This window comes from Pseudomonas sp. TWP3-1, from assembly GCF_049896625.1.
Lineage (GTDB): Bacteria > Pseudomonadota > Gammaproteobacteria > Pseudomonadales > Pseudomonadaceae > Aquipseudomonas.
The window spans coordinates 31,821-50,087 of sequence record NZ_JAFCUQ010000003.1; the positions used below are offsets into that span (position 1 = coordinate 31,821).

General features: G+C 59.1%; 18 protein-coding genes. 5 read left to right on the forward strand and 13 right to left on the reverse strand.

Translation table 11 applies throughout. The features are described from left to right. The first annotated feature begins 4 nt into the window (after nucleotides 1-4). A complete protein-coding gene (locus ACP7BN_RS05410) occupies nucleotides 5-1,204 on the forward strand; it encodes a CaiB/BaiF CoA transferase family protein (protein WP_426202264.1) in 1,200 nt (399 codons plus the stop codon). Beyond that, nucleotides 1,152-2,111, forward strand: coding sequence for a TIGR02285 family protein (locus tag ACP7BN_RS05415; protein ID WP_426202266.1), 960 nt, complete (start codon nucleotides 1,152-1,154; stop codon nucleotides 2,109-2,111). Before ACP7BN_RS05410 ends, ACP7BN_RS05415 begins: the two co-directional genes overlap by 53 nt. A gap of 174 nt (nucleotides 2,112-2,285) precedes the next feature. On the opposite strand, the gene ACP7BN_RS05420 is transcribed toward ACP7BN_RS05415, so the two are convergent. From ACP7BN_RS05420 to ffh, 12 genes are all read right to left on the reverse strand, one after another. Continuing rightward, the gene (locus ACP7BN_RS05420; RefSeq protein ID WP_426202267.1) at nucleotides 2,286-2,567 is read right to left on the reverse strand and encodes a DUF3509 domain-containing protein; all 282 of its coding nucleotides are present in this window, start codon (nucleotides 2,565-2,567) and stop codon (nucleotides 2,286-2,288) included. 158 nt (nucleotides 2,568-2,725) lie between these two features. Beyond that, nucleotides 2,726-3,133 (reverse strand): response regulator, encoded by a 408-nt coding sequence (locus tag ACP7BN_RS05425; protein WP_426202270.1) that lies wholly within the window; start codon nucleotides 3,131-3,133, stop codon nucleotides 2,726-2,728. A 118-nt stretch (nucleotides 3,134-3,251) separates the two neighbouring features. Further along, nucleotides 3,252-4,625, reverse strand: coding sequence for a transporter substrate-binding domain-containing protein (locus ACP7BN_RS05430; RefSeq protein WP_426202272.1), 1,374 nt, complete (start codon nucleotides 4,623-4,625; stop codon nucleotides 3,252-3,254). 120 nt (nucleotides 4,626-4,745) lie between these two features. Then, complete coding sequence (thrC, locus tag ACP7BN_RS05435) at nucleotides 4,746-6,155, reverse strand: threonine synthase (RefSeq protein ID WP_426202274.1); 1,410 nt, start codon at nucleotides 6,153-6,155, stop codon at nucleotides 4,746-4,748. Between the two features lie 66 nt (nucleotides 6,156-6,221). Continuing rightward, complete coding sequence (locus ACP7BN_RS05440; protein WP_426202276.1) at nucleotides 6,222-7,526, reverse strand: homoserine dehydrogenase; 1,305 nt, start codon at nucleotides 7,524-7,526, stop codon at nucleotides 6,222-6,224. A 132-nt stretch (nucleotides 7,527-7,658) separates the two neighbouring features. After that, nucleotides 7,659-8,390 (reverse strand): bifunctional protein-disulfide isomerase/oxidoreductase DsbC, encoded by a 732-nt coding sequence (dsbC, locus tag ACP7BN_RS05445; RefSeq protein ID WP_426202278.1) that lies wholly within the window; start codon nucleotides 8,388-8,390, stop codon nucleotides 7,659-7,661. Between the two features lie 143 nt (nucleotides 8,391-8,533). After that, nucleotides 8,534-9,430, reverse strand: a complete 897-nt coding sequence (gene xerD / locus ACP7BN_RS05450; protein ID WP_426202279.1) for a site-specific tyrosine recombinase XerD — start codon at nucleotides 9,428-9,430, stop codon at nucleotides 8,534-8,536. Nucleotides 9,431-9,530: 100 nt separating this feature from the next. After that, nucleotides 9,531-9,881 carry a 50S ribosomal protein L19 gene (gene rplS / locus ACP7BN_RS05455; RefSeq protein WP_003175895.1) on the reverse strand — a complete coding sequence of 117 codons (351 nt, stop codon included), beginning with the start codon at nucleotides 9,879-9,881 and terminating at the stop codon, nucleotides 9,531-9,533. 45 nt (nucleotides 9,882-9,926) lie between these two features. After that, the gene (trmD, locus tag ACP7BN_RS05460; RefSeq protein ID WP_426202281.1) at nucleotides 9,927-10,679 is read right to left on the reverse strand and encodes a tRNA (guanosine(37)-N1)-methyltransferase TrmD; all 753 of its coding nucleotides are present in this window, start codon (nucleotides 10,677-10,679) and stop codon (nucleotides 9,927-9,929) included. Between the two features lie 2 nt (nucleotides 10,680-10,681). After that, a complete protein-coding gene (gene rimM / locus ACP7BN_RS05465) occupies nucleotides 10,682-11,218 on the reverse strand; it encodes a ribosome maturation factor RimM (RefSeq protein ID WP_420647777.1) in 537 nt (178 codons plus the stop codon). A gap of 5 nt (nucleotides 11,219-11,223) precedes the next feature. Next, nucleotides 11,224-11,475, reverse strand: coding sequence for a 30S ribosomal protein S16 (gene rpsP, locus ACP7BN_RS05470; RefSeq protein WP_010463010.1), 252 nt, complete (start codon nucleotides 11,473-11,475; stop codon nucleotides 11,224-11,226). 249 nt (nucleotides 11,476-11,724) lie between these two features. Then, nucleotides 11,725-13,101: a signal recognition particle protein gene (gene ffh, locus ACP7BN_RS05475; protein WP_420647776.1), complete on the reverse strand. Its 1,377-nt coding sequence runs from the start codon at nucleotides 13,099-13,101 to the stop codon at nucleotides 11,725-11,727. A 210-nt stretch (nucleotides 13,102-13,311) separates the two neighbouring features. Here ffh and ACP7BN_RS05480 point away from each other — a divergent pair, with 210 nt between their 5' ends. The 3 genes from ACP7BN_RS05480 (at nucleotide 13,312) to ACP7BN_RS05490 (ending at nucleotide 16,932) form a co-directional block, all read left to right on the forward strand. Beyond that, nucleotides 13,312-14,124, forward strand: coding sequence for a cytochrome C assembly family protein (locus ACP7BN_RS05480; protein ID WP_426202284.1), 813 nt, complete (start codon nucleotides 13,312-13,314; stop codon nucleotides 14,122-14,124). A 12-nt stretch (nucleotides 14,125-14,136) separates the two neighbouring features. Beyond that, nucleotides 14,137-15,381 (forward strand): transporter associated domain-containing protein, encoded by a 1,245-nt coding sequence (locus ACP7BN_RS05485; RefSeq protein ID WP_426202286.1) that lies wholly within the window; start codon nucleotides 14,137-14,139, stop codon nucleotides 15,379-15,381. A gap of 234 nt (nucleotides 15,382-15,615) precedes the next feature. Further along, nucleotides 15,616-16,932 carry an MFS transporter gene (locus ACP7BN_RS05490; protein ID WP_426202288.1) on the forward strand — a complete coding sequence of 439 codons (1,317 nt, stop codon included), beginning with the start codon at nucleotides 15,616-15,618 and terminating at the stop codon, nucleotides 16,930-16,932. 127 nt (nucleotides 16,933-17,059) lie between these two features. On the opposite strand, the gene purT is transcribed toward ACP7BN_RS05490, so the two are convergent. Continuing rightward, the gene (gene purT, locus ACP7BN_RS05495) at nucleotides 17,060-18,241 is read right to left on the reverse strand and encodes a formate-dependent phosphoribosylglycinamide formyltransferase (RefSeq protein ID WP_426202730.1); all 1,182 of its coding nucleotides are present in this window, start codon (nucleotides 18,239-18,241) and stop codon (nucleotides 17,060-17,062) included. Between the last annotated feature and the right edge of the window lie 26 nt (nucleotides 18,242-18,267).

The following is an 18,267-nucleotide window of genomic DNA, read 5'->3' on the forward strand; positions in this document are numbered from 1 at the left end:
TCGCATGCCGTTCGCCAACAAACCGCTCAGCGGTCTGAAAGTCATTGAATTGGGCACCTTGATTGCCGGCCCGTTTGCTTCGCGCATCTGCGGCGAATTCGGCGCCGAAGTGATCAAGATCGAATCGCCGGACGGCGGCGACCCGCTGCGCAAATGGCGCAAGTTGTATGAAGGCACCTCCTTGTGGTGGTTTGTTCAGGCGCGCAACAAGAAGTCGCTGACCCTCAACCTCAAGCACCCGGATGGGCTGGCGATCCTCAAACAACTGCTCGCCGATGCCGACATCCTGATCGAGAACTTTCGCCCCGGCGTCCTGGAAAAACTCGGGCTGGGCTGGGAAACCCTGCACGCGCTGAATCCGAAACTGGTCATGGTGCGGCTATCCGGTTTCGGCCAGACCGGGCCGATGAAGGATCAACCGGGGTTCGGCGCCGTCGGCGAATCCATGGGCGGCCTGCGCTACATCACGGGCTTCGAAGATCGCCCGCCGGTGCGCACCGGGATTTCCATCGGCGATTCGATTGCGGCGCTGTGGGGCGTGATTGGTGCGTTGATGGCGCTGCGTCATCGCGAGGTCAACGGTGGCCTTGGCCAAGTGGTTGACGTGGCATTGTACGAAGCGATCTTCGCCATGATGGAAAGCATGGTTCCGGAGTTCGATGTGTTCGGTTTTATCCGCGAGCGTACGGGCAACATCATGCCGGGCATTACGCCGTCGTCGATTCACACCAGTGCCGACGGCAAGCATGTGCAGATCGGCGCCAACGGTGATGCGATCTTCAAACGCTTCATGCTGATCATCGGCCGCGAAGATCTGGCCAATGATCCGACGCTGGCCAGCAACGACGGACGTGATCTGCGCCGCGACGAGTTGTACGGGGTGATCGATCGCTGGGTCAATTCGCTGCCGCTGCAAAACGTGCTGGACCTGCTGAATCAAGCCGAAGTGCCGGCCAGCCGAATTTTCAGCGCCGAAGACATGTTCAGCGATCCGCAGTATCTGGCCCGGGAAATGTTTTTAGAGGCCAAGCTGCCGGACGGCAAACCCTTCAAGATGCCGGGAATCGTGCCGAAACTCTCTGATACACCCGGCACCTCCGAATGGGTCGGACCGCAATTGGGTGAGCACAACGCGCAGGTACTTCACGATCTTGGCTACGACGAACAGCAGATCGCCAAATTGCGCCAAGACGGAGCCATTTAAGCTGACCTCCCCGCAGCCATCGGCCAACAACCGCGCTCACCACTGGTGGACGTGGCGCTTGTTCGGCCTGCTTTTCCTGTTGACGCTACCGAGCTGGGCGCAGGCGAAACCGACCTTGATCTGGTTGCTGCGCGACCTGCCGCCATTGACGATTTTCGAAGGCCCGAAAAAAGGTCAGGGCGTAATCGATCAATTGATGCCGATGCTGATTGCCGGCATGCCGCAGTATGAACATAGCCTGATGCGGGTCAATCGCGCCCGCGGTCTGCAAATGCTCCACGAAGCCTCTTTCACTTGCGACCCGTCGCTGATGTACAGCCAGGAACGCGCACAATGGATTGCCTTCTCGATTCCGGCATTTCGCGCCGTCACCAATGGCGTGGTCATCCGCAAGAAGGACAGCGCTGTGCTCAGTCCTTTTCTGGTCGACGGCGAAGTGGACCTCGCGGCATATCTGGCGAATGGCGAGAAGAAAATCGGAGTGGTCGCCGAGCGCAGTTACGGAGAGGTCATCGACAACTTGCTACGCCAGGCACCAGCTGATGCGCTGACCAGGCATTACGGCAATGATGCGCTGAGCAACTTGCTGTCCATGCAACGCCTCGGCCGCTTGCAAATGGTTCTGGGGTACTGGTCGGAAATCCGCTATCAGGCGCATCAGGCAGAAATCGCCGAAAACGAGCTGGAGTTCTTTCCGATTCGCGGCACGGCCAAATATCAGTCGGGACATGTCGGTTGTTCCGACACTGCCCAGGGCCGGCAGGCGATCAATGAGATCAATCAACTGCTGCGCACCCTGCCCCATGAACATCTGAATCAGCTTTATGCCGACTGGCTCGACCCGAAGATGCGCACGGATTATCTGGAGCAGGCGCGGATTTTCTTCCAGCAACAAGCCGAACAGTGAAATCCGGGCAAAAAGAAACCCCGAGAAGTGGGGAGACGACTCGGGGTTAAACGTGGCCTATATCAAAGACCCGTAACAGCAAGCGACAAGCACCGGAGCACAATGCTTGATCCTGCTGTTACGAAGTCTGACTGACCTTAGTGCAGGAAGGTTCCCACAAAAAACAAATCGGTTTCAGAGCACCGGACGCTTGTCCGCGGCCGCATTACGCAACGCCGCGATCACACAGGGCTCCAGCCGTCCTTCGGCGATCAGCACGTCGCGATGCAATCCGTCGACCACATCGGTCAACTGGCGTTTGTCGCTCAACTGCGCCTGGTTGAATTCGCGCTCCACCACGATGGCGCCGCTCCCGTTCTTCAGTGTCACCAGGCATTCGCCTTGCAGACCGCGCGGGGTCAACGTCACCTGATACGGGCTCAGAGCCTCACCGAGCAATAGACTGATACTTTCCATCTCGATCTCCACTCAATAGTCCGAAAACACAGTGCCATGGGCGTGTCCACAGTAAATGACCACCGGCCGGAGAAGAAAGTTCTGCCTGCCTCTGCGTGAAGAGTCACCGGTCTGTCAGAGCATGCATGGTGAACATGACAGAGAAATAACCAATGCTCTCAGACTTCGAGCGGATCTCGGGTGGACGCCAGGTAGTCGTCCAGCAGATCTCTCATCAACACCGCGGAGACCGGAGTGTGCAGGCGCCCGAGAAGGCTGATTCGGTGCTCGCGCAGGAACAGCTCCAGATCCGCGATCAGGCTCTGGGCTACCGGACCCAACAGAATCAACGCCAACGCCTGGTGTTGCGCGCTCAGGTGCTGGATCAGGGCCAATCCGTCACCACCCTTGATCTGTGGATTGCAGATCGCGATATCGACGGTTCCGCGACGTGCCAGCGCGCGTTTGGCCGAGGTCAGCGACGGCGCGGTCAGCACGTTGTAGATACCGATGGCATTGAGCATCTGATGCAACGCCATCAACTGAAACGGGTTGGGTTCAAGAATCAGGATTTTGAGCGAACGCATTGGACGGCCCCTGGAACGACAATTGCGCAATCTCTGCGCACTTGCCAATCACTCTAGGGCAGTCGTCTTCAGCCTCCCATCAGAAAAGTAGCCGCGCCTTATAGGACTTTTCCTATCTTCAATGCGGACATTTGCACCCGCTATCGGCGCGGCGCTGGCTGATGTCTGTCCAGCCGCCAAGTAAACCGCGCAATTTTCCATCAGCGCTGTAAAACGGCACCGTCCACTGGTAGATGTGCCGCGGGCCGCTCTTGAACAGCAACTGACGCTGACTGAAACGGGTTTTGCGCGTGTGCAGCTGCGCCATGAATTCATCATGCAACATCAAGGCTGTGGCTTTGGGCATTGCATCGACCTCAAACAGCATTCGTCCCTGCACTTGTTCCAGGCGAACCGAGAGCGCCTCTTCATAGCTGCGATTGCACATGACCAATCGGCCTTGCAAATCACGCACGAACACCGGATCGGGCATCGCGTCGATCAGTGCGCTCTGGAACGCCAACTGATCGCCCAGACCCTTTTCCGCCTCGCGGCGGTGCTTTATCTCAGCTGCCAGGCGACGGTTCCACAGCAGAGACAGCAGCCCGAATACCCCAAGCACGCCCATCGCCCAGCATCCCAATTTGATTACCCGTTCCCAGATCGAAGGGGTCGGCACCGGTGAAACACCGTCCAGCCATTTCAGGCGAATGGCGCGCAGTTCGGCCGCAGAAAAAGCCCCCAGCGCCTTATTGAGAATGCTCAACAGCTCGGGCATGCCCTTACGCACAGAAAGATGATCGGCCTCCCACTTGCCCTCCACCAGACCACCGACCTTGAGCAGGCCTGACGGAAACAGCTGCGCGCCGATCTCGTTTTCGATGGTGGCGTAAGCCTCGCCGCTTTCGACCAGTGCCCGAGCCTCGGCGTGAGTCTTCACCGAGAGAATCTGAATCGACGGATAATCGCGGCGGATCGAGTGCTCGAGCGCATGCCTGGCCGGTAGCACCAGCACGCGCTTGGCCAGTTCGCCCAGCGAGTGCACCGCCGGCTCGCCCGCTCGCCAGACAAATACCCAGCCTGCGCCACCGAACGCATGGCTGAAATCCAGAAACGCCTTGCGCTCATCGTTCACCGCCAGCGTGGTGCTGATATCAGCCTGGCCACTTTGCAGCTGTTCGAGCATGTGATGGGTGGAAAACGACTCTTGATGCACAAACTGCAGCCCGGTCATGGCGCTGATGCGTTTGAGCAGATCGTCATTCAAACCGCTCCACTGACCGCGCTCATCCTGAAACAGATACAGCGGATATTGCAGCGACGCCACCGTCACGCGGGGATTGTCGCGAATCCACTGAAGCTCCTGAGCATCCAGTTCAATGGGCTGGATATTCAGCTCCACATCATCGGCACGCATCGATAATTGCGCTGCCTGCGCGCCTTGCATACATGCCCACAGGCCCAACAAAAACAACCAGACCAGCGCTGGCTTCAATCCTGAATAAAACCGCATTGCCACTTCCTTCGTGATCGACTCACCCGTCCTTCGTGGGCGAAAACGCGAGCAGTGTGGCATGCAAAAACAACAAAGCCCGTCAGGAGACGGGCTTCAAAATGTGACAGCTTTGCGGGCTTAAAGTGGCTTGCCGCGGTTGCCATGCTGACTGACAAAGGCCTGCACGGCTTTCAGCTCGTTTGGCAGGACGGTGCAGCGCTCTTGTCTCTCAAACAAATCAGAAAGATGTGCAGGTAGTTCGAGAGCTTTTCCTACGCCGGCTTTCTCCACTGCGTCCGGGAATTTGACCGGATGCGCGGTGCCGAGGATCACCATCGGGATATCCAGACTGCGACGGCATTCGCGCGCGGCCCTGACGCCGATAGCAGTGTGCGGATCCAGCACTTCACCGGTCTGCTCGTAAACTTCGGCAATGGTTTCGCAGGTTTGCGCGTCGTCTACTGCCAGCGAATCGAACAGCTTGCGCGCTTCAGTCCAGCGTTCCTGTTCGACGCTGAAGCCGCCGCCCTGCTTGAACGAATCCATCAGCCCGGCAATCGCCGCGCCGTTGCGACCGTGCAGGTCGAACAGCAGGCGTTCGAAGTTCGACGAAACCATGATGTCCATCGACGGCGACAGCGTGGCGTGCAGGGTTTCCTTTACATACTGATTGCCGCTCATGAAGCGGTGCAGGATGTCGTTGCGATTGGTGGCGACGATCAACTGGTTGATCGGCAGGCCCATGTTGCGCGCCAGGTAACCGGCGAAGATGTCGCCGAAATTGCCGGTCGGCACCGAGAACGATACCGAACGAGCCGGGCCGCCGAGTTGCAGCGACGCGTGGAAGTAGTAAACGATCTGGGCCATGATCCGCGCCCAGTTGATCGAGTTCACCGCCACCAGACGCGTGCCCTTTAGGAAACTCTGGTCGGCGAAGCTGTTCTTGACCATTTCCTGGCAGTCATCGAAGTTGCCTTCGATGGCGATGTTGTGGATGTTCTCGCCGAAAATCGTGGTCATCTGCCGACGCTGCACTTCCGAGACACGGTTGTGCGGGTGCAGGATGAAGATGTCGACGTTTTCGCAGTGCTTGCAGCCTTCGATGGCGGCCGAACCGGTATCACCGGAGGTGGCACCGACGATCACCACGCGCTCACCGCGCTTTTCCAGCACGTAGTCGAGCAAACGACCGAGCAGTTGCAGGGCGAAGTCCTTGAACGCCAGGGTCGGGCCGTGGAACAGCTCGAGCACCCATTCGTTGCCATTCAGCTGACGCAGCGGTGCAACGGCGCTGTGCGAGAACACACCGTAGGTTTCTTCGAGAATCTTTTTGAAGTCGGCGTCTGGAATGCTGCCGGTGACGAACGGACGCATAACGCGAAAGGCCAGCTCGTGATACGGCAGGCCGGCCCAGGAAGCGATTTCTTCCTGAGTAAAACGTGGCAGGACTTCCGGGACGTACAGACCGCCGTCGGTGGCAAGACCGGCCAGCAGGACATCTTCGAAATTCAGGGCCGGTGCCTGGCCGCGGGTACTGATGTAACGCATGACTGACTCCAATGGACAGTGTCCGTTGTGCCGGGCCTGCGCGCAGGCCCGGTGAACGATATCGGCTTAGTTCAGGTGCTCGACGCGGATCCGCACAACCGGACCGACCACGCCGGCCAACGCTTCGAGCGCTGCGATCGCATCGTTGATGTGTTGTTCCAGCACGCGATGGGTCAGCAGGATCATTGGCACCAGGCCGTCGTGTTCTTCGACTTCCTTCTGCATGATCGACTCGATGTTGATACCGCGCTCCGACAGAATGCTCGCCACCTGAGCCAGTACGCCCGGATGGTCCTTGGCGTGAATGCGCAGGTAATAGGCGCTTTCGCAGGCTTCGATTGGCAGGATCGGATGCGCCGACAGCGAGTCCGGCTGGAAGGCCAGGTGCGGTACGCGGTTTTCCGGGTCGGAGGTCATGGCGCGAACCACGTCCACCAGGTCGGCGATTACCGACGAAGCCGTTGGCTCCATGCCGGCGCCGGCACCGTAGAACAGCGTCGAACCGGCAGCGTCACCGTTGACCATCACTGCGTTCATCACGCCGTTGACGTTGGCGATCAGACGATCGGCCGGGATCAGCGTCGGGTGTACGCGCAACTCGATACCGCTGGCGGTGCTGCGCGCCACGCCGAGGTGCTTGATGCGGTAGCCCAGCGCTTCGGCGTAGTTGACGTCAGCGGTGGTCAGCTTGGTGATGCCTTCGGTGTAAGCCTTGTCGAATTGCAGCGGAATGCCGAACGCGATCGAAGCCAGAATCGTCAGCTTGTGCGCCGCGTCGATGCCTTCAACGTCGAAGGTCGGATCGGCTTCGGCGTAACCCAGTGCTTGCGCCTCGGCCAGCACGTCTTCGAAGGTGCGACCCTTCTCCCGCATCTCGGTGAGGATGAAGTTGCCGGTGCCGTTGATGATGCCGGCGACCCAGTTGATGCGGTTGGCGGACAGGCCTTCACGGATCGCCTTGATCACCGGAATGCCACCGGCCACAGCCGCTTCGAACGCCACGATCACGCCTTTCTCGCGTGCCTTGGCGAAAATTTCATTACCGTGAACGGCAATCAGAGCCTTGTTCGCGGTGACCACATGCTTGCCATTCTCGATGGCCTTGAGTACCAGCTCGCGGGCGACGGTGTAGCCGCCGACCAGCTCTATGACGATGTCGATCTCAGGGTTCGTGGCCACTTCGAAGACATCGTTGGTAATCGCAATACCGGTCGTCTGGAACTGAGGCTTTGGCGTGCGCATGGCAATTTGTGCCACTTCGATTCCACGCCCGGCACGACGAGCAATTTCCTCGGCGTTGCGCTGAAGTACGTTGAAGGTTCCGCCACCGACGGTCCCTAACCCACAGATGCCTACTTTGACCGGTTTCACTGTGAACTCCCCATAAAACGGCCGACGCAAGGCCGGCCGTGAAAACAGCCGCAGGTTCGCGGCTCTCTATTGATGGCCCGGCAAGGTTGCTACCGGACCACGCTCGTCACGGCTGAGCGTGACGATGCGAATTTACTTCGCGCCCAGCGCCAGTTTGGCGACTTGTGGCGCAGGCTGGTAGCCCGGAATCACTTGTCCGTCAGCCAAAACGATGGCCGGTGTGCCGTTCACGCCAATCGACTGACCGAGGGCGAACTGCCTGGAAACCGGGTTTTCGCACTTGGCGGCCTTGATTTCCTTGCCATCGACCATTTTGTCCATGGCAGCTTTCTTGTCTTTGGAACACCACACAGCCTGCAGTTGCTCGTCACCGGGCGAACCCAGGCCCTGGCGCGGGAACGCCACGTAGCGCACTTCGATGCCGCGCTTGTTCAGTTCCGGCACTTCGGCGTGCAGTTTGTGGCAGTACGGGCAAGTGGTGTCGGTGAACACGGTGATGTGCGATTTGGTTTCGCCCACAGCCGGGTAGACCACGGTTTCGGCAACCGGGATTGCGTTGACCAGTTTCGACACGCCCAGACGCTCGGTTTTCTCAGTCAGGTTGACCGGTTTACCGTCCTTGAGCTGAAACATGTTGCCCTGAACGATGTACTGGCCATCGGCGCTGGCATAAAGCACGCGACTGCCTTGGAGTCTGACTTCGTACAGACCCGACAACGGGCTGGCAGAAATGCTTTCTACCGGGACTTCGAGCTGGAGGTTTTCCAGGCTTTTACGGATGGCTTTGTCGGCCGCATCATCGGCGACGGCAAAGGTGCTGACCAACGCAATGGCTGCGGCGGCGAAAATCTGGGTCAGACGCATGTGAACTCCTGAAGGCGGACAAATGGAACAGTCAGAACGCCCGTGCCGGAACACCGGGTCATAACCGCCCATCGTGCAAACCGGCAAAGCCTACCACAGAAGGCTGGCAGGGCCGAATGCGCCGGTTGTAAGACATTTCTGTATCAGCCGCGCGGGTGGTGTTTGGCGTGCAGATCCTGCAACCGCGCCCGGGCGACATGCGTGTAAATCTGTGTGGTCGACAGATCGCTGTGCCCCAGCAGCATCTGCACCACGCGCAGATCGGCGCCGTGGTTGAGCAAATGTGTGGCAAACGCGTGGCGCAAGGTGTGCGGCGACAGCGACTTGCCGATCCCCGCGACCTTGGCCTGATGCTTGATGCGGTGCCAGAAAGTCTGCCGCGTCATCTGTTCCCCGCGCTGGCTGGGAAACATTACATCGCTCGGGCGCCCGCCAAGCAGCTCGGCGCGCCCGTCGCGCAAGTAACGCTCGACCCACACAATCGCTTCCTCGCCCATCGGCACCAGCCGTTCCTTGCTGCCCTTGCCCATCACCCGCAACACGCCCTGGCGCAGGTTGACCTGCTCCAGCGTCAGACTGATCAACTCGGTCACGCGCAAACCGCAGGCATACAGAACCTCGAGCATGGCGCGGTCACGCTGGCCGATGGCTTCGCTCAGATCCGGCGCTTTCAACAAGGCTTCGACATCCGCTTCCGACAGCGATTTGGGCAACGGCCTACCCAACTGAGGCATATCGATGCGCAAGGTCGGATCGACAGCGATCAATTTTTCCCGTAGCAGATAGCGATAAAAGCCACGCACACCGGAGAGAAATCGCGCGGTGGAGCGCGGTTTGTAGTTCTGCTCCAGACGCCACGCCAGGTGATCGAGGATCAGCTCACGTCCAGCGTTGACCAGTTCAAGATTTTTCTCCTGCAACCAGCCGTTGAATAAAGCGAGATCGCTGCGGTAGGCGCCGCGCGTGTTGTCGGAGAGGCCCTTCTCCAGCCACAGGGCGTCGAGAAACTGGTCAATCAGCGGATGGTCGATAGCGGGCATCGGAAACTCAGGCAAACCGGCAATTACGGCTACGGAAGATAAATCGCGGGCAACAAAAAAGCAGCCCGTAGGCTGCTTTTTTCTGCATCGGAAGCTGGACTTAAGCCAGTTTTTCCTTGATGCGAGCTGCTTTACCCGACAGATCGCGCAGGTAGTACAGCTTGGCTTTACGTACGTCACCGCGACGTTTGACAGCCATGCTGTCGATTTGCGGCGAGTAGGTCTGGAACGTACGTTCTACGCCAACACCGTTGGAGATTTTACGAACGGTGAATGCACTGTTCACGCCGCGGTTACGCTTGGCGATTACAACGCCTTCGAACGCTTGCAGACGGGAACGGTCGCCTTCCTTCACTTTAACCTGAACGACAATGGTGTCGCCCGGGGCAAAGGTAGGGATTTCTTTGGTCATCTGCTCTGCTTCGAGTGCAAGGATGATTTTGTTAGTCATGCTGTGCTCCTAAGGTAAGTCGTCGGACTTACCATCGATACGTTGTTAACTATCGTCCCGCTCGCGGATGTATTCCTCGAGCAGCTTCTTCTCTTCTCCAGAAAGCGAGCGGCTTTCCAGAAGATCGGCGCGTCGTTCATAGGTCCGACCAAGGGACTGCTGTAAACGCCAACGCCGGATGTGCGCGTGATTGCCACTTAGCAACACGTCGGGAACACGCTGATCCGCATACACCTCAGGTCGGGTGTAATGCGGGCAATCCAGCAAACCATCCGTAAAGGAATCTTCCTCGGCGGAGTCCGCATGCCCTAAAGCTCCAGGCAGCAGCCGTGTAACCGCATCGATCAGGACCATCGCCGGCAGCTCGCCGCCAGACAGTACATAGTCGCCAATCGACCACTCTTCATCGACATGAGCATCTATAAAACGCTCGTCAATGCCTTCATAGCGGCCGGCAATCAGGATCAATGCATCCTCTTTTGCCAGTTCGCGTACCGCCGACTGATTCAGTTGACGGCCTTGGGGGGACAGGTAAATCACCTTCGCCGCCTCCCCGGCTGCTGCCTTGGCCTGAGCCAGAGCATCTTCCAGGGGTTTGATCTTCATCACCATGCCCGGACCACCGCCAAACGGGCGATCGTCCACAGTGTGATGCCGATCCGTCGTGTAATCCCGCGGATTCCAACAGGTCAGCTGCAAGAGCCCCTGTTTGACCGCTCGACTGGTGATGCCGTAGTCGCCGATGGCGGAAAACATCTCGGGAAACAAACTGATCACTTCTACGCGCAAATTAGCCACGTTTAGAAGTCCGCGTCCCAATCCACCTTCATCTCGCCCGCTGCCAGGTCGATGGCCAACACGCATTGCTCCGTATAGGGCAACAGGCGTTCGCGATCATCCAGGCTGCCAGCGCAAGGCTTGACTACCATGACATCGTTGGAGCCGGTTTCGAGCAGGTGATCGATTTTCCCGAGCAATTGCCCGAGTGTGTCGATGACCTTCAGACCTTCGAGCTGGTACCAGTAGTACTCGCCGTCGGTCAGATCAGGGAACAGGTTGCGCGGCACGCAGATTTCATAACCGGCCAGAAGACGAGCTTCTTCACGATCATCGAGACCCTTGAGCTTTGCGACCAGGAATTTGTCATTCCCGCGTCCGCTGACCAGCTCTACCTGTTTCACATTACCGTCACGCTTGAGCGTCCAGGTTTTGTACTGCAACAGGTTTTCAGTTGGATCAGTAAAGGAATACACCTTCACTTCGCCGCGAACGCCATGAACAGAATAGATTTTGCCGATAACGATCAAATCATCAGCAACAGCTGGCGTCGCGTTCATATTGCTCAGGCCGCAGCCTTAGATGCATCCTTCAACAACTGAGCTACACGCTCAGAAGGTTGTGCACCAACGCTCAGCCAGTAGGCTACGCGCTCTTGGTTCACGGACAGACGAACTTCTTGACCACGAGCAACAGGGTTGAAGAAACCAACCTGTTCCTTGTGCGAACCGTCGCGCGGGTTGCGGCTGTCGGTTACGGTCAAGTGGTAAAACGGGCGCTTTTTGGAGCCGCCAAGGGCAAGACGGATTGTTAGCATGTGAACATCGTTCCTGTAGTCGGTGCTGCAAATCTAAAGGCACAGCGGGCATGGGTGCCCGAAAGGCCGCATATTCTAAGGAATATCCGGACTTTTGCAAATGCCTTTTTCCGGCGCCCTATCGAACGCCATCCGGATTTGCTATAGAGCCGTCGTTGAAAACGGCCGGTCAGCTCCCGCCGAGTGCGGGTTTGCTGTAGATCCCGCTTCCATGCGGGACTGCGCCGGTGCGACGACCGGCGAGTTCTTTTACATCTTTGGCATGCCGCCGCCGGGCAACATTCCGCCCATGCCGCGCATCATTTTGGCCATTCCGCCTTTTGCGGAGAACTTCTTCATCATCTTTTGCATCTGCTTGTGCTGCTTGATCAAGCGACCGATGTCCTGCACCTGAGTGCCGGAACCGATGGCGATCCGGCGTTTGCGCGAACCGCTGATCAGCTCAGGGTCACGGCGCTCGGCCGGAGTCATCGAGTTGATGATGGCTTCCATCTGCTTGAATTGCTTCTCTGCTGCAGTCTGAGCATTGCCCATTTGCGACAGATTGACGCCGCCGATGCTCGGCAGTTTGTCCATGAGTCCGCCGAGGCCGCCCATGTTCTTCATCTGTTGCAGCTGATCGCGGAAGTCTTCGAGGTCGAAGCCTTTACCTTTCTTCAGCTTTTTGGCCAGTTTGTCGGCCTTGTCTTTATCGAGGGTCGCTTCGGCCTGTTCGATCAGGCTGAGCACGTCGCCCATGCCGAGAATCCGCGAGGCGATCCGCTCCGGGTGGAACGGTTCGAGCGCTTCGCTCTTCTCGCCCATACCGATGAACTTGATCGGCTTGCCGGTGATGGCGCGTACCGACAGTGCGGCACCGCCACGGGCGTCGCCATCGACCTTGGTCAGGATCACACCGGTCAGCGGCAGTGCATCACCGAAGGCCTTGGCCGTGTTGGCGGCGTCCTGACCGGTCATGGCGTCAACCACGAACAGGGTTTCGACCGGGTTGATCGCGGCGTGCAACGCCTTGATCTCGCCCATCATCTCTTCGTCGATGTGCAGGCGACCGGCGGTATCGACGATGACCACATCGATGAATTTGAGTTTTGCTTCTTTAATAGCCGCGTTGGCGATGTCGACCGGCTTCTGGCTCAGGTCGGACGGGAAGAAGGTGACACCAACTTCACCGGCCAGCATTTCCAGCTGCTTGATCGCCGCAGGACGGTAAACGTCCGCCGACACAACCATCACCGACTTCTTTTTGCGCTCTTTAAGGAAGCGCGCAAGTTTGCCGGCGGTAGTGGTTTTACCAGCACCCTGCAAACCGGCCATCAGCACGACGGCTGGCGGCACGGCGCTCAGGTTCAAGTCTTCGTTGGCCGCGCCCATCAGGCTTTCGAGTTCGGCCTGGACGATTTTCACGAACGCCTGGCCCGGTGTCAGGCTGCGCGACACCTCGGTGCCGACTGCGCGTTCCTTGACCGAATTGACGAAGTCCTTGACCACCGGCAGGGCGACATCGGCTTCGAGCAACGCCATGCGCACTTCGCGCAGGGTGTCTTTGATATTGTCCTCGGTCAGCTTGGCCTTGCCGGTGACATGGCGCAGCGTCTGCGAGAGACGGTCGGTTAAGTTTTCAAACATTGCGCGATCCTTTCAGGCCCTGTGTAGACCGGGATAATGGCGGCCCAGACCGGAATCAACATGTGCTCGGCGAGCCTGCGGCGTGGGCAGGTCGCGGATTATAGCGAAGACTGCGGCTGGCGGACACCTCGCCGTCAGTTGATGTAGTCTTTCGTGCCGTGGCGGTTCTATGCCAAACTCAACGCCTTTCGGGCTTGCCTAACAGGATTTATGCTCCCCTTGTCACCCAGCTTATTGACCACCCTCGCCGCCGCCCTTCTATACGCCGCTGCGACTCTCTATCAGGGCACCCGCCTGGCCACTGGCGCCAAGGCGAACAAGCGCCTGCTGGTTGCGCTCGGCGTGTTCGCCATCGTGGCCCACAGCGCCAGCTTGCTGACTCACCTGCTGACGCCGATCGGTCTGGGCCTGGACTTTTTCAGCGCCTCAAGCCTGATCGCTGCGGCGGTGATCGCTCTGACCCTGCTGGCCTGCTCGCGCATCCCGGTGGAAAACCTGCTGATTCTGCTGTTCCCGTTGGGTGCAGTGACGGTGTTGCTGGCGCAGTTCGCACCGACCGGCACCGTGCAGATCATCGATGAAGAGCCGGGCATCCTCGCGCATATTCTGTTGTCGATCCTTGCCTACGGCATGTTCACCATCGCGGTGTTCCAGGCGTTGCTGGTGCTGGTGCAGGATCACCAGCTCAAGCACAAGCACCCCTCCGGACTGATCAAGAACTTCCCGCCGTTGCAGACCATGGAAAGCCTGCTGTTCGGCTTTCTCTGGGCCGGCTGGGCGTTGTTGTCGCTGTCGCTGATCTCCGGCTGGCTGTTCGTCGAGAACCTGTTTGCCCAGCATCTGGTGCACAAGACCCTGCTGGCGTGCCTGGCCTGGATCGTGTTCAGCGTGCTGCTGTGGGGCCGCAACCGTCTCGGCTGGCGCGGTCACAAAGCGATTCGCTGGACCCTCGCCGGTTTCTGCCTGCTGATGCTTGCGTATTTCGGCAGCAAACTGGTTCGTGAATACATCCTGCATATCTGACGAGCGAGATTAATGGACGCTTTGCCCATAGGGCCGATGCTCGCAGTATTCGCATTGCTGATTCTCTGGTCAGCACTGTTCACCGCAGTTGAAAGTGCACAGCAGCATTTGCTGGCGCAGCGCACCGCCTCGCGCGCCAGCGACAAACCGCTGGCCAGGTTGAGCTTTCCGCTCGCCAGCCTGATCTTCTGCAACACTCTGTGCCGCGCGCTTGCCGTAATACTGGCGACGCTGCTGGCAATCTTTCTCTGCGAAGAAAATGGCCCGTGGGCAGCCTGCCTCGGTGCTGGCGCGGTGCTATTGGTGTTCGCCGATTACTTCCCGCGCGCCCTCGCCCAGCGGTACCCGGATGCGGTGTTGTCGTTCGGCAACAGCCTGCTCGCGGTGCCGCTGAAAATCGTCTACCCCGCCGCCTGGCTGTTGAATGCTGTCAGTCGTTTGTTGCTCAAGCCGTTCTCGCGCAAGGTCGCAGTGGTGCAGCAGAGCGAAGACGAAGAGCACTCGGATCGCCATGATGACTCTGAGCATCCAGCCAGCCGCCCACACCCGGTATCGGGCATTCATGCGTTGGAAAACATCACAGTCAACGACATTCTGGTGCCCCGCAGTGAAGTCGACGGAATCAATCTCGACGACCCGATCGACGAGATCATCGAACAACTGCGCGGCAACCGCCGCACGCGCCTGCCGGTGTTTCACAGCGACATCAATCAGGTCGAAGCGGTGCTCAACACCCGGCAGATCCGCCATTTGCTGGCGGATGCCAGCCTGACCCGCGAAGCGCTGCTGGCGGCGAGTCACGAACCGTACTTCGTACCGGAAAGCACCCCGCTGCAACTGCAATTGCTCAACTTCCACAAGCAGCAACGGCGCTTGGGCATGGTGGTCGATGAATACGGCGAAGTGCTGGGAATCGTCACTCTCGAAGACATTCTCGAAGAAATCGTCGGCGAATTCGAAAGCGAGCACAGCCTCGACAATCCGCACATCAATCCGCAAGACGACGGGCGCATGATCATCGACGGCGCTGCTTCGATCCGCGAGTTGAATAAATGCCTCGGCTGGCACCTGCCGAGCGACGGCCCGAAGACCCTCAACGGGCTGGTGACCGAAGCGCTGGAAACCATTCCGGCCAGCGCGGTGTGCGTGAAGATCGGCCGTTATCGGCTGGAGATTCTCGAGACCGAGGACAACCGGGTGAGCAAGGTTTTGATCTGGCATACCTCGTCTGTTCAGGCACTCGCGCCGACACGCTAGATCGCCCTTGTTTGATCGTTAGGCTCCTTCCTATAATCGCGGTGCTTACCCAAGCGCCGCCGAACCGCGTGTTTACCCTGCACCCGACAGGTTCCGGCAAGTCCATCGAAGATTTCCGCTGCACTGCGACGACTGTTCCTACCGGATACAGCGCTCGCGTCTGATCCCACATCCCTGGGTGCTCGACCATAATAATTCGCTCCAACGGAGCTCATGACTGTCAGGGATCACCGCATGACGACCAGTACCGCTTACAGCGACAACGCGCCTGCCCAACCGACCAACTCCGCGACCCGCGTGGCCACGGCGAGTTTTATCGGCACGGCCATCGAGTTCTACGACTTCTACGTTTACGCAACCGCTGCTGCGCTGGTGATCGGGCCGGTGTTCTTTCCGCAGACGTCCGGCACGGCGCAGATGCTCTCGGCGTTTCTCACTTTCGGCATTGCCTTCCTCGCCCGCCCGTTGGGTTCGGCGCTGTTCGGCCACTTTGGTGACCGCATCGGGCGCAAGTCGACATTGGTCGCTTCGCTGCTGCTGATGGGCGTGTGTACGACGTTGATCGGCGTGTTGCCGGGCTACGCGACCATTGGGGCCTGGGCGCCAATTCTTCTCTGCGTGCTGCGATTCGGCCAAGGGCTGGGACTTGGCGGTGAATGGGGCGGTGCTGCTTTATTGGCTACCGAGAACGCACCCAAGGGCAAACGCGCATGGTTTGGCATGTTCCCGCAGCTCGGCCCTTCGATTGGCTTCCTCGCTGCCAATGGTCTGTTCCTGACCCTGGCCATGACCTTGGACGACGAACAGTTCCGCAGTTGGGGCTGGCGCATTCCATTCCTGCTCAGCGCAGCCTTGGTCATGGTTGGCCTGTACGTGCGCTTGAAGCTGCATGAAACGCCAGTGTTCGCCAACGCCATCGCTCGTCAGGAACGAGTGAAAGTGCCGTTGGTCGAGCTGTTCACTCAGTATTGGGCCCCGACCCTGCTGGGCGCGGCGGCAATGGTGGTGTGCTATGCGCTGTTCTACATCTCGACGGTGTTTTCCCTGAGTTACGGGGTATCCACGTTGGGCTACAGCCGCGAAACCTTCCTCGGCTTGCTGTGCTTCGCTGTGTTGTTCATGGCGGCCGCCACACCGCTGTCGGCTTGGGCCAGCGACCGCTATGGACGCAAACCGGTACTGATCGTCGGTGGCGTGCTGGCGATTCTGTCGGGGTTTCTGATGGAACCGTTGCTGACTCAGGGATCGACCTGGGGCGTGGCGCTGTTCCTGTGCATCGAGCTGTTTCTGATGGGCGTGACATTTGCCCCGATGGGCGCGCTGCTGCCGGAGTTGTTCCCCACGCACGTGCGTTACACCGGCGCATCAGCGGCCTACAACCTCGGCGGCATTGTCGGAGCCTCGGCGGCGCCGTTCTTTGCGCAGAAACTGGTGGCGATGGGTGGTTTAAGTTACGTCGGCGGGTATGTGTCGGTGGCAGCGGTGCTCAGCCTGATTGCTGTGCTGTGCTTGAAAGAGACGCGCGATAACGATCTGAATCGGGTTGCCTGACAGACCGCCATCGTCGGATCGCCGCCCGGACCAAGCCCGCTCCCACAGGGATTTCTGTTGGTCACAAATTTTGTGTACGACAAAAAAACTGTGGGAGCGGGCTTGCCCGCGATGGATGCGACTCGGTTTACAGCTCTACGACAACAGCCTGAGCAGCACGGGTCGCCTTGGCACGCGCAGCCTCGATCGACTCATCCCGCGCCAGCGCCACACCCATGCGGCGTTGACCATTCACCTCTGGCTTGCCGAACAGACGCAGCGCCGTATCAGGCTCACTCAGGGCGGCTCCAAGATTGGCGAAAGCCGTCTGAGTCGACTGCCCTTCCACCAGAATCACTGCCGAAGCCGATGGGCCGAACTGACGGATCAGCGGCACCGGCAGACCGAGAATCGCCCGCGCGTGCAATGCGAATTGCGACAGATCCTGAGAAATCAAAGTCACCAGACCGGTGTCGTGCGGACGCGGCGAAACTTCGCTGAACCACACCTGATCGCCTTTGATGAACAGCTCGACGCCGAACAGACCGCGGCCACCCAACGCTTCGGTGACCGCTTTGGCAACCCGCTCGGACTCAGCCAACGCCACCGGACTCATGGCCTGTGGCTGCCAGGATTCCTGATAGTCACCCTTCTCCTGACGGTGGCCGACCGGCGCACAGAACGTAGTGCCACCAATGTGGCGTACGGTCAGCAGGGTGATTTCGTAGTCGAAATCGATGAAGCCTTCGATGATCACCCGACCCTTGCCGGCGCGCCCGCCCTCTTGCGCGTAATCCCAGGCTTTCTGCACGTCATCGGTACTGCGCAGCAGGCTCTGACCTTTGCCCGAGGAGCTCATTACCGGTTTGACCACGCACGGGAAACCCAGGTCTGCAACGGCTTTGCTGTAGTCCTCGAAGGTGTCGGCGAAGTGGTACGGTGAGGTTGGCAGGTCCAGCTCTTCCGCAGCCAGACGACGGATGCCTTCGCGGTTCATGGTCAGTTGCGCAGCACGCGCGGTCGGGATCACGGTGAAGCCTTCAGCTTCCAGTTCGACCAGGGTCGCGGTGGCGATGGCTTCGATTTCCGGCACGATGAAGTGCGGTTTCTCGGCTTCGATGACTGCACGCAGGGCAGCGCCGTCGAGCATGTTGATCACATGACTGCGATGCGCGACTTGCATGGCCGGCGCATTGGCGTAACGGTCAACGGCAATCACTTCCACGCCCAGGCGCTGCAGTTCGATTACCACTTCCTTGCCCAACTCACCACAGCCACACAGCAATACGCGGGTCGCGGTCGGCGACAATGGAGTTCCGATACGGGTCATCTGAAAGTCCTCAAGGAAGCGGATCA

Coding starts and splice junctions, on each gene's coding strand:
- ffh (WP_420647776.1), bottom strand. CDS start 13,101: ATGTTTGAAAACTTAACCGACCGTCTCTCGCAGACGCTGCGCCATGTC.
- dsbC (WP_426202278.1), bottom strand. CDS start 8,390: ATGCGTCTGACCCAGATTTTCGCCGCCGCAGCCATTGCGTTGGTCAGC.
- rpsP (WP_010463010.1), bottom strand. CDS start 11,475: ATGCTAACAATCCGTCTTGCCCTTGGCGGCTCCAAAAAGCGCCCGTTT.
- ACP7BN_RS05485 (WP_426202286.1), top strand. CDS start 14,137: ATGGACGCTTTGCCCATAGGGCCGATGCTCGCAGTATTCGCATTGCTG.
- rimM (WP_420647777.1), bottom strand. CDS start 11,218: ATGAACGCGACGCCAGCTGTTGCTGATGATTTGATCGTTATCGGCAAA.
- ACP7BN_RS05430 (WP_426202272.1), bottom strand. CDS start 4,625: ATGCGGTTTTATTCAGGATTGAAGCCAGCGCTGGTCTGGTTGTTTTTG.
- ACP7BN_RS05420 (WP_426202267.1), bottom strand. CDS start 2,567: ATGGAAAGTATCAGTCTATTGCTCGGTGAGGCTCTGAGCCCGTATCAG.
- ACP7BN_RS05490 (WP_426202288.1), top strand. CDS start 15,616: ATGACGACCAGTACCGCTTACAGCGACAACGCGCCTGCCCAACCGACC.
- ACP7BN_RS05480 (WP_426202284.1), top strand. CDS start 13,312: ATGCTCCCCTTGTCACCCAGCTTATTGACCACCCTCGCCGCCGCCCTT.
- purT (WP_426202730.1), bottom strand. CDS start 18,241: ATGACCCGTATCGGAACTCCATTGTCGCCGACCGCGACCCGCGTATTG.
- rplS (WP_003175895.1), bottom strand. CDS start 9,881: ATGACTAACAAAATCATCCTTGCACTCGAAGCAGAGCAGATGACCAAA.
- ACP7BN_RS05425 (WP_426202270.1), bottom strand. CDS start 3,133: ATGCGTTCGCTCAAAATCCTGATTCTTGAACCCAACCCGTTTCAGTTG.
- xerD (WP_426202279.1), bottom strand. CDS start 9,430: ATGCCCGCTATCGACCATCCGCTGATTGACCAGTTTCTCGACGCCCTG.
- thrC (WP_426202274.1), bottom strand. CDS start 6,155: ATGCGTTACATCAGTACCCGCGGCCAGGCACCGGCCCTGAATTTCGAA.
- ACP7BN_RS05410 (WP_426202264.1), top strand. CDS start 5: ATGCCGTTCGCCAACAAACCGCTCAGCGGTCTGAAAGTCATTGAATTG.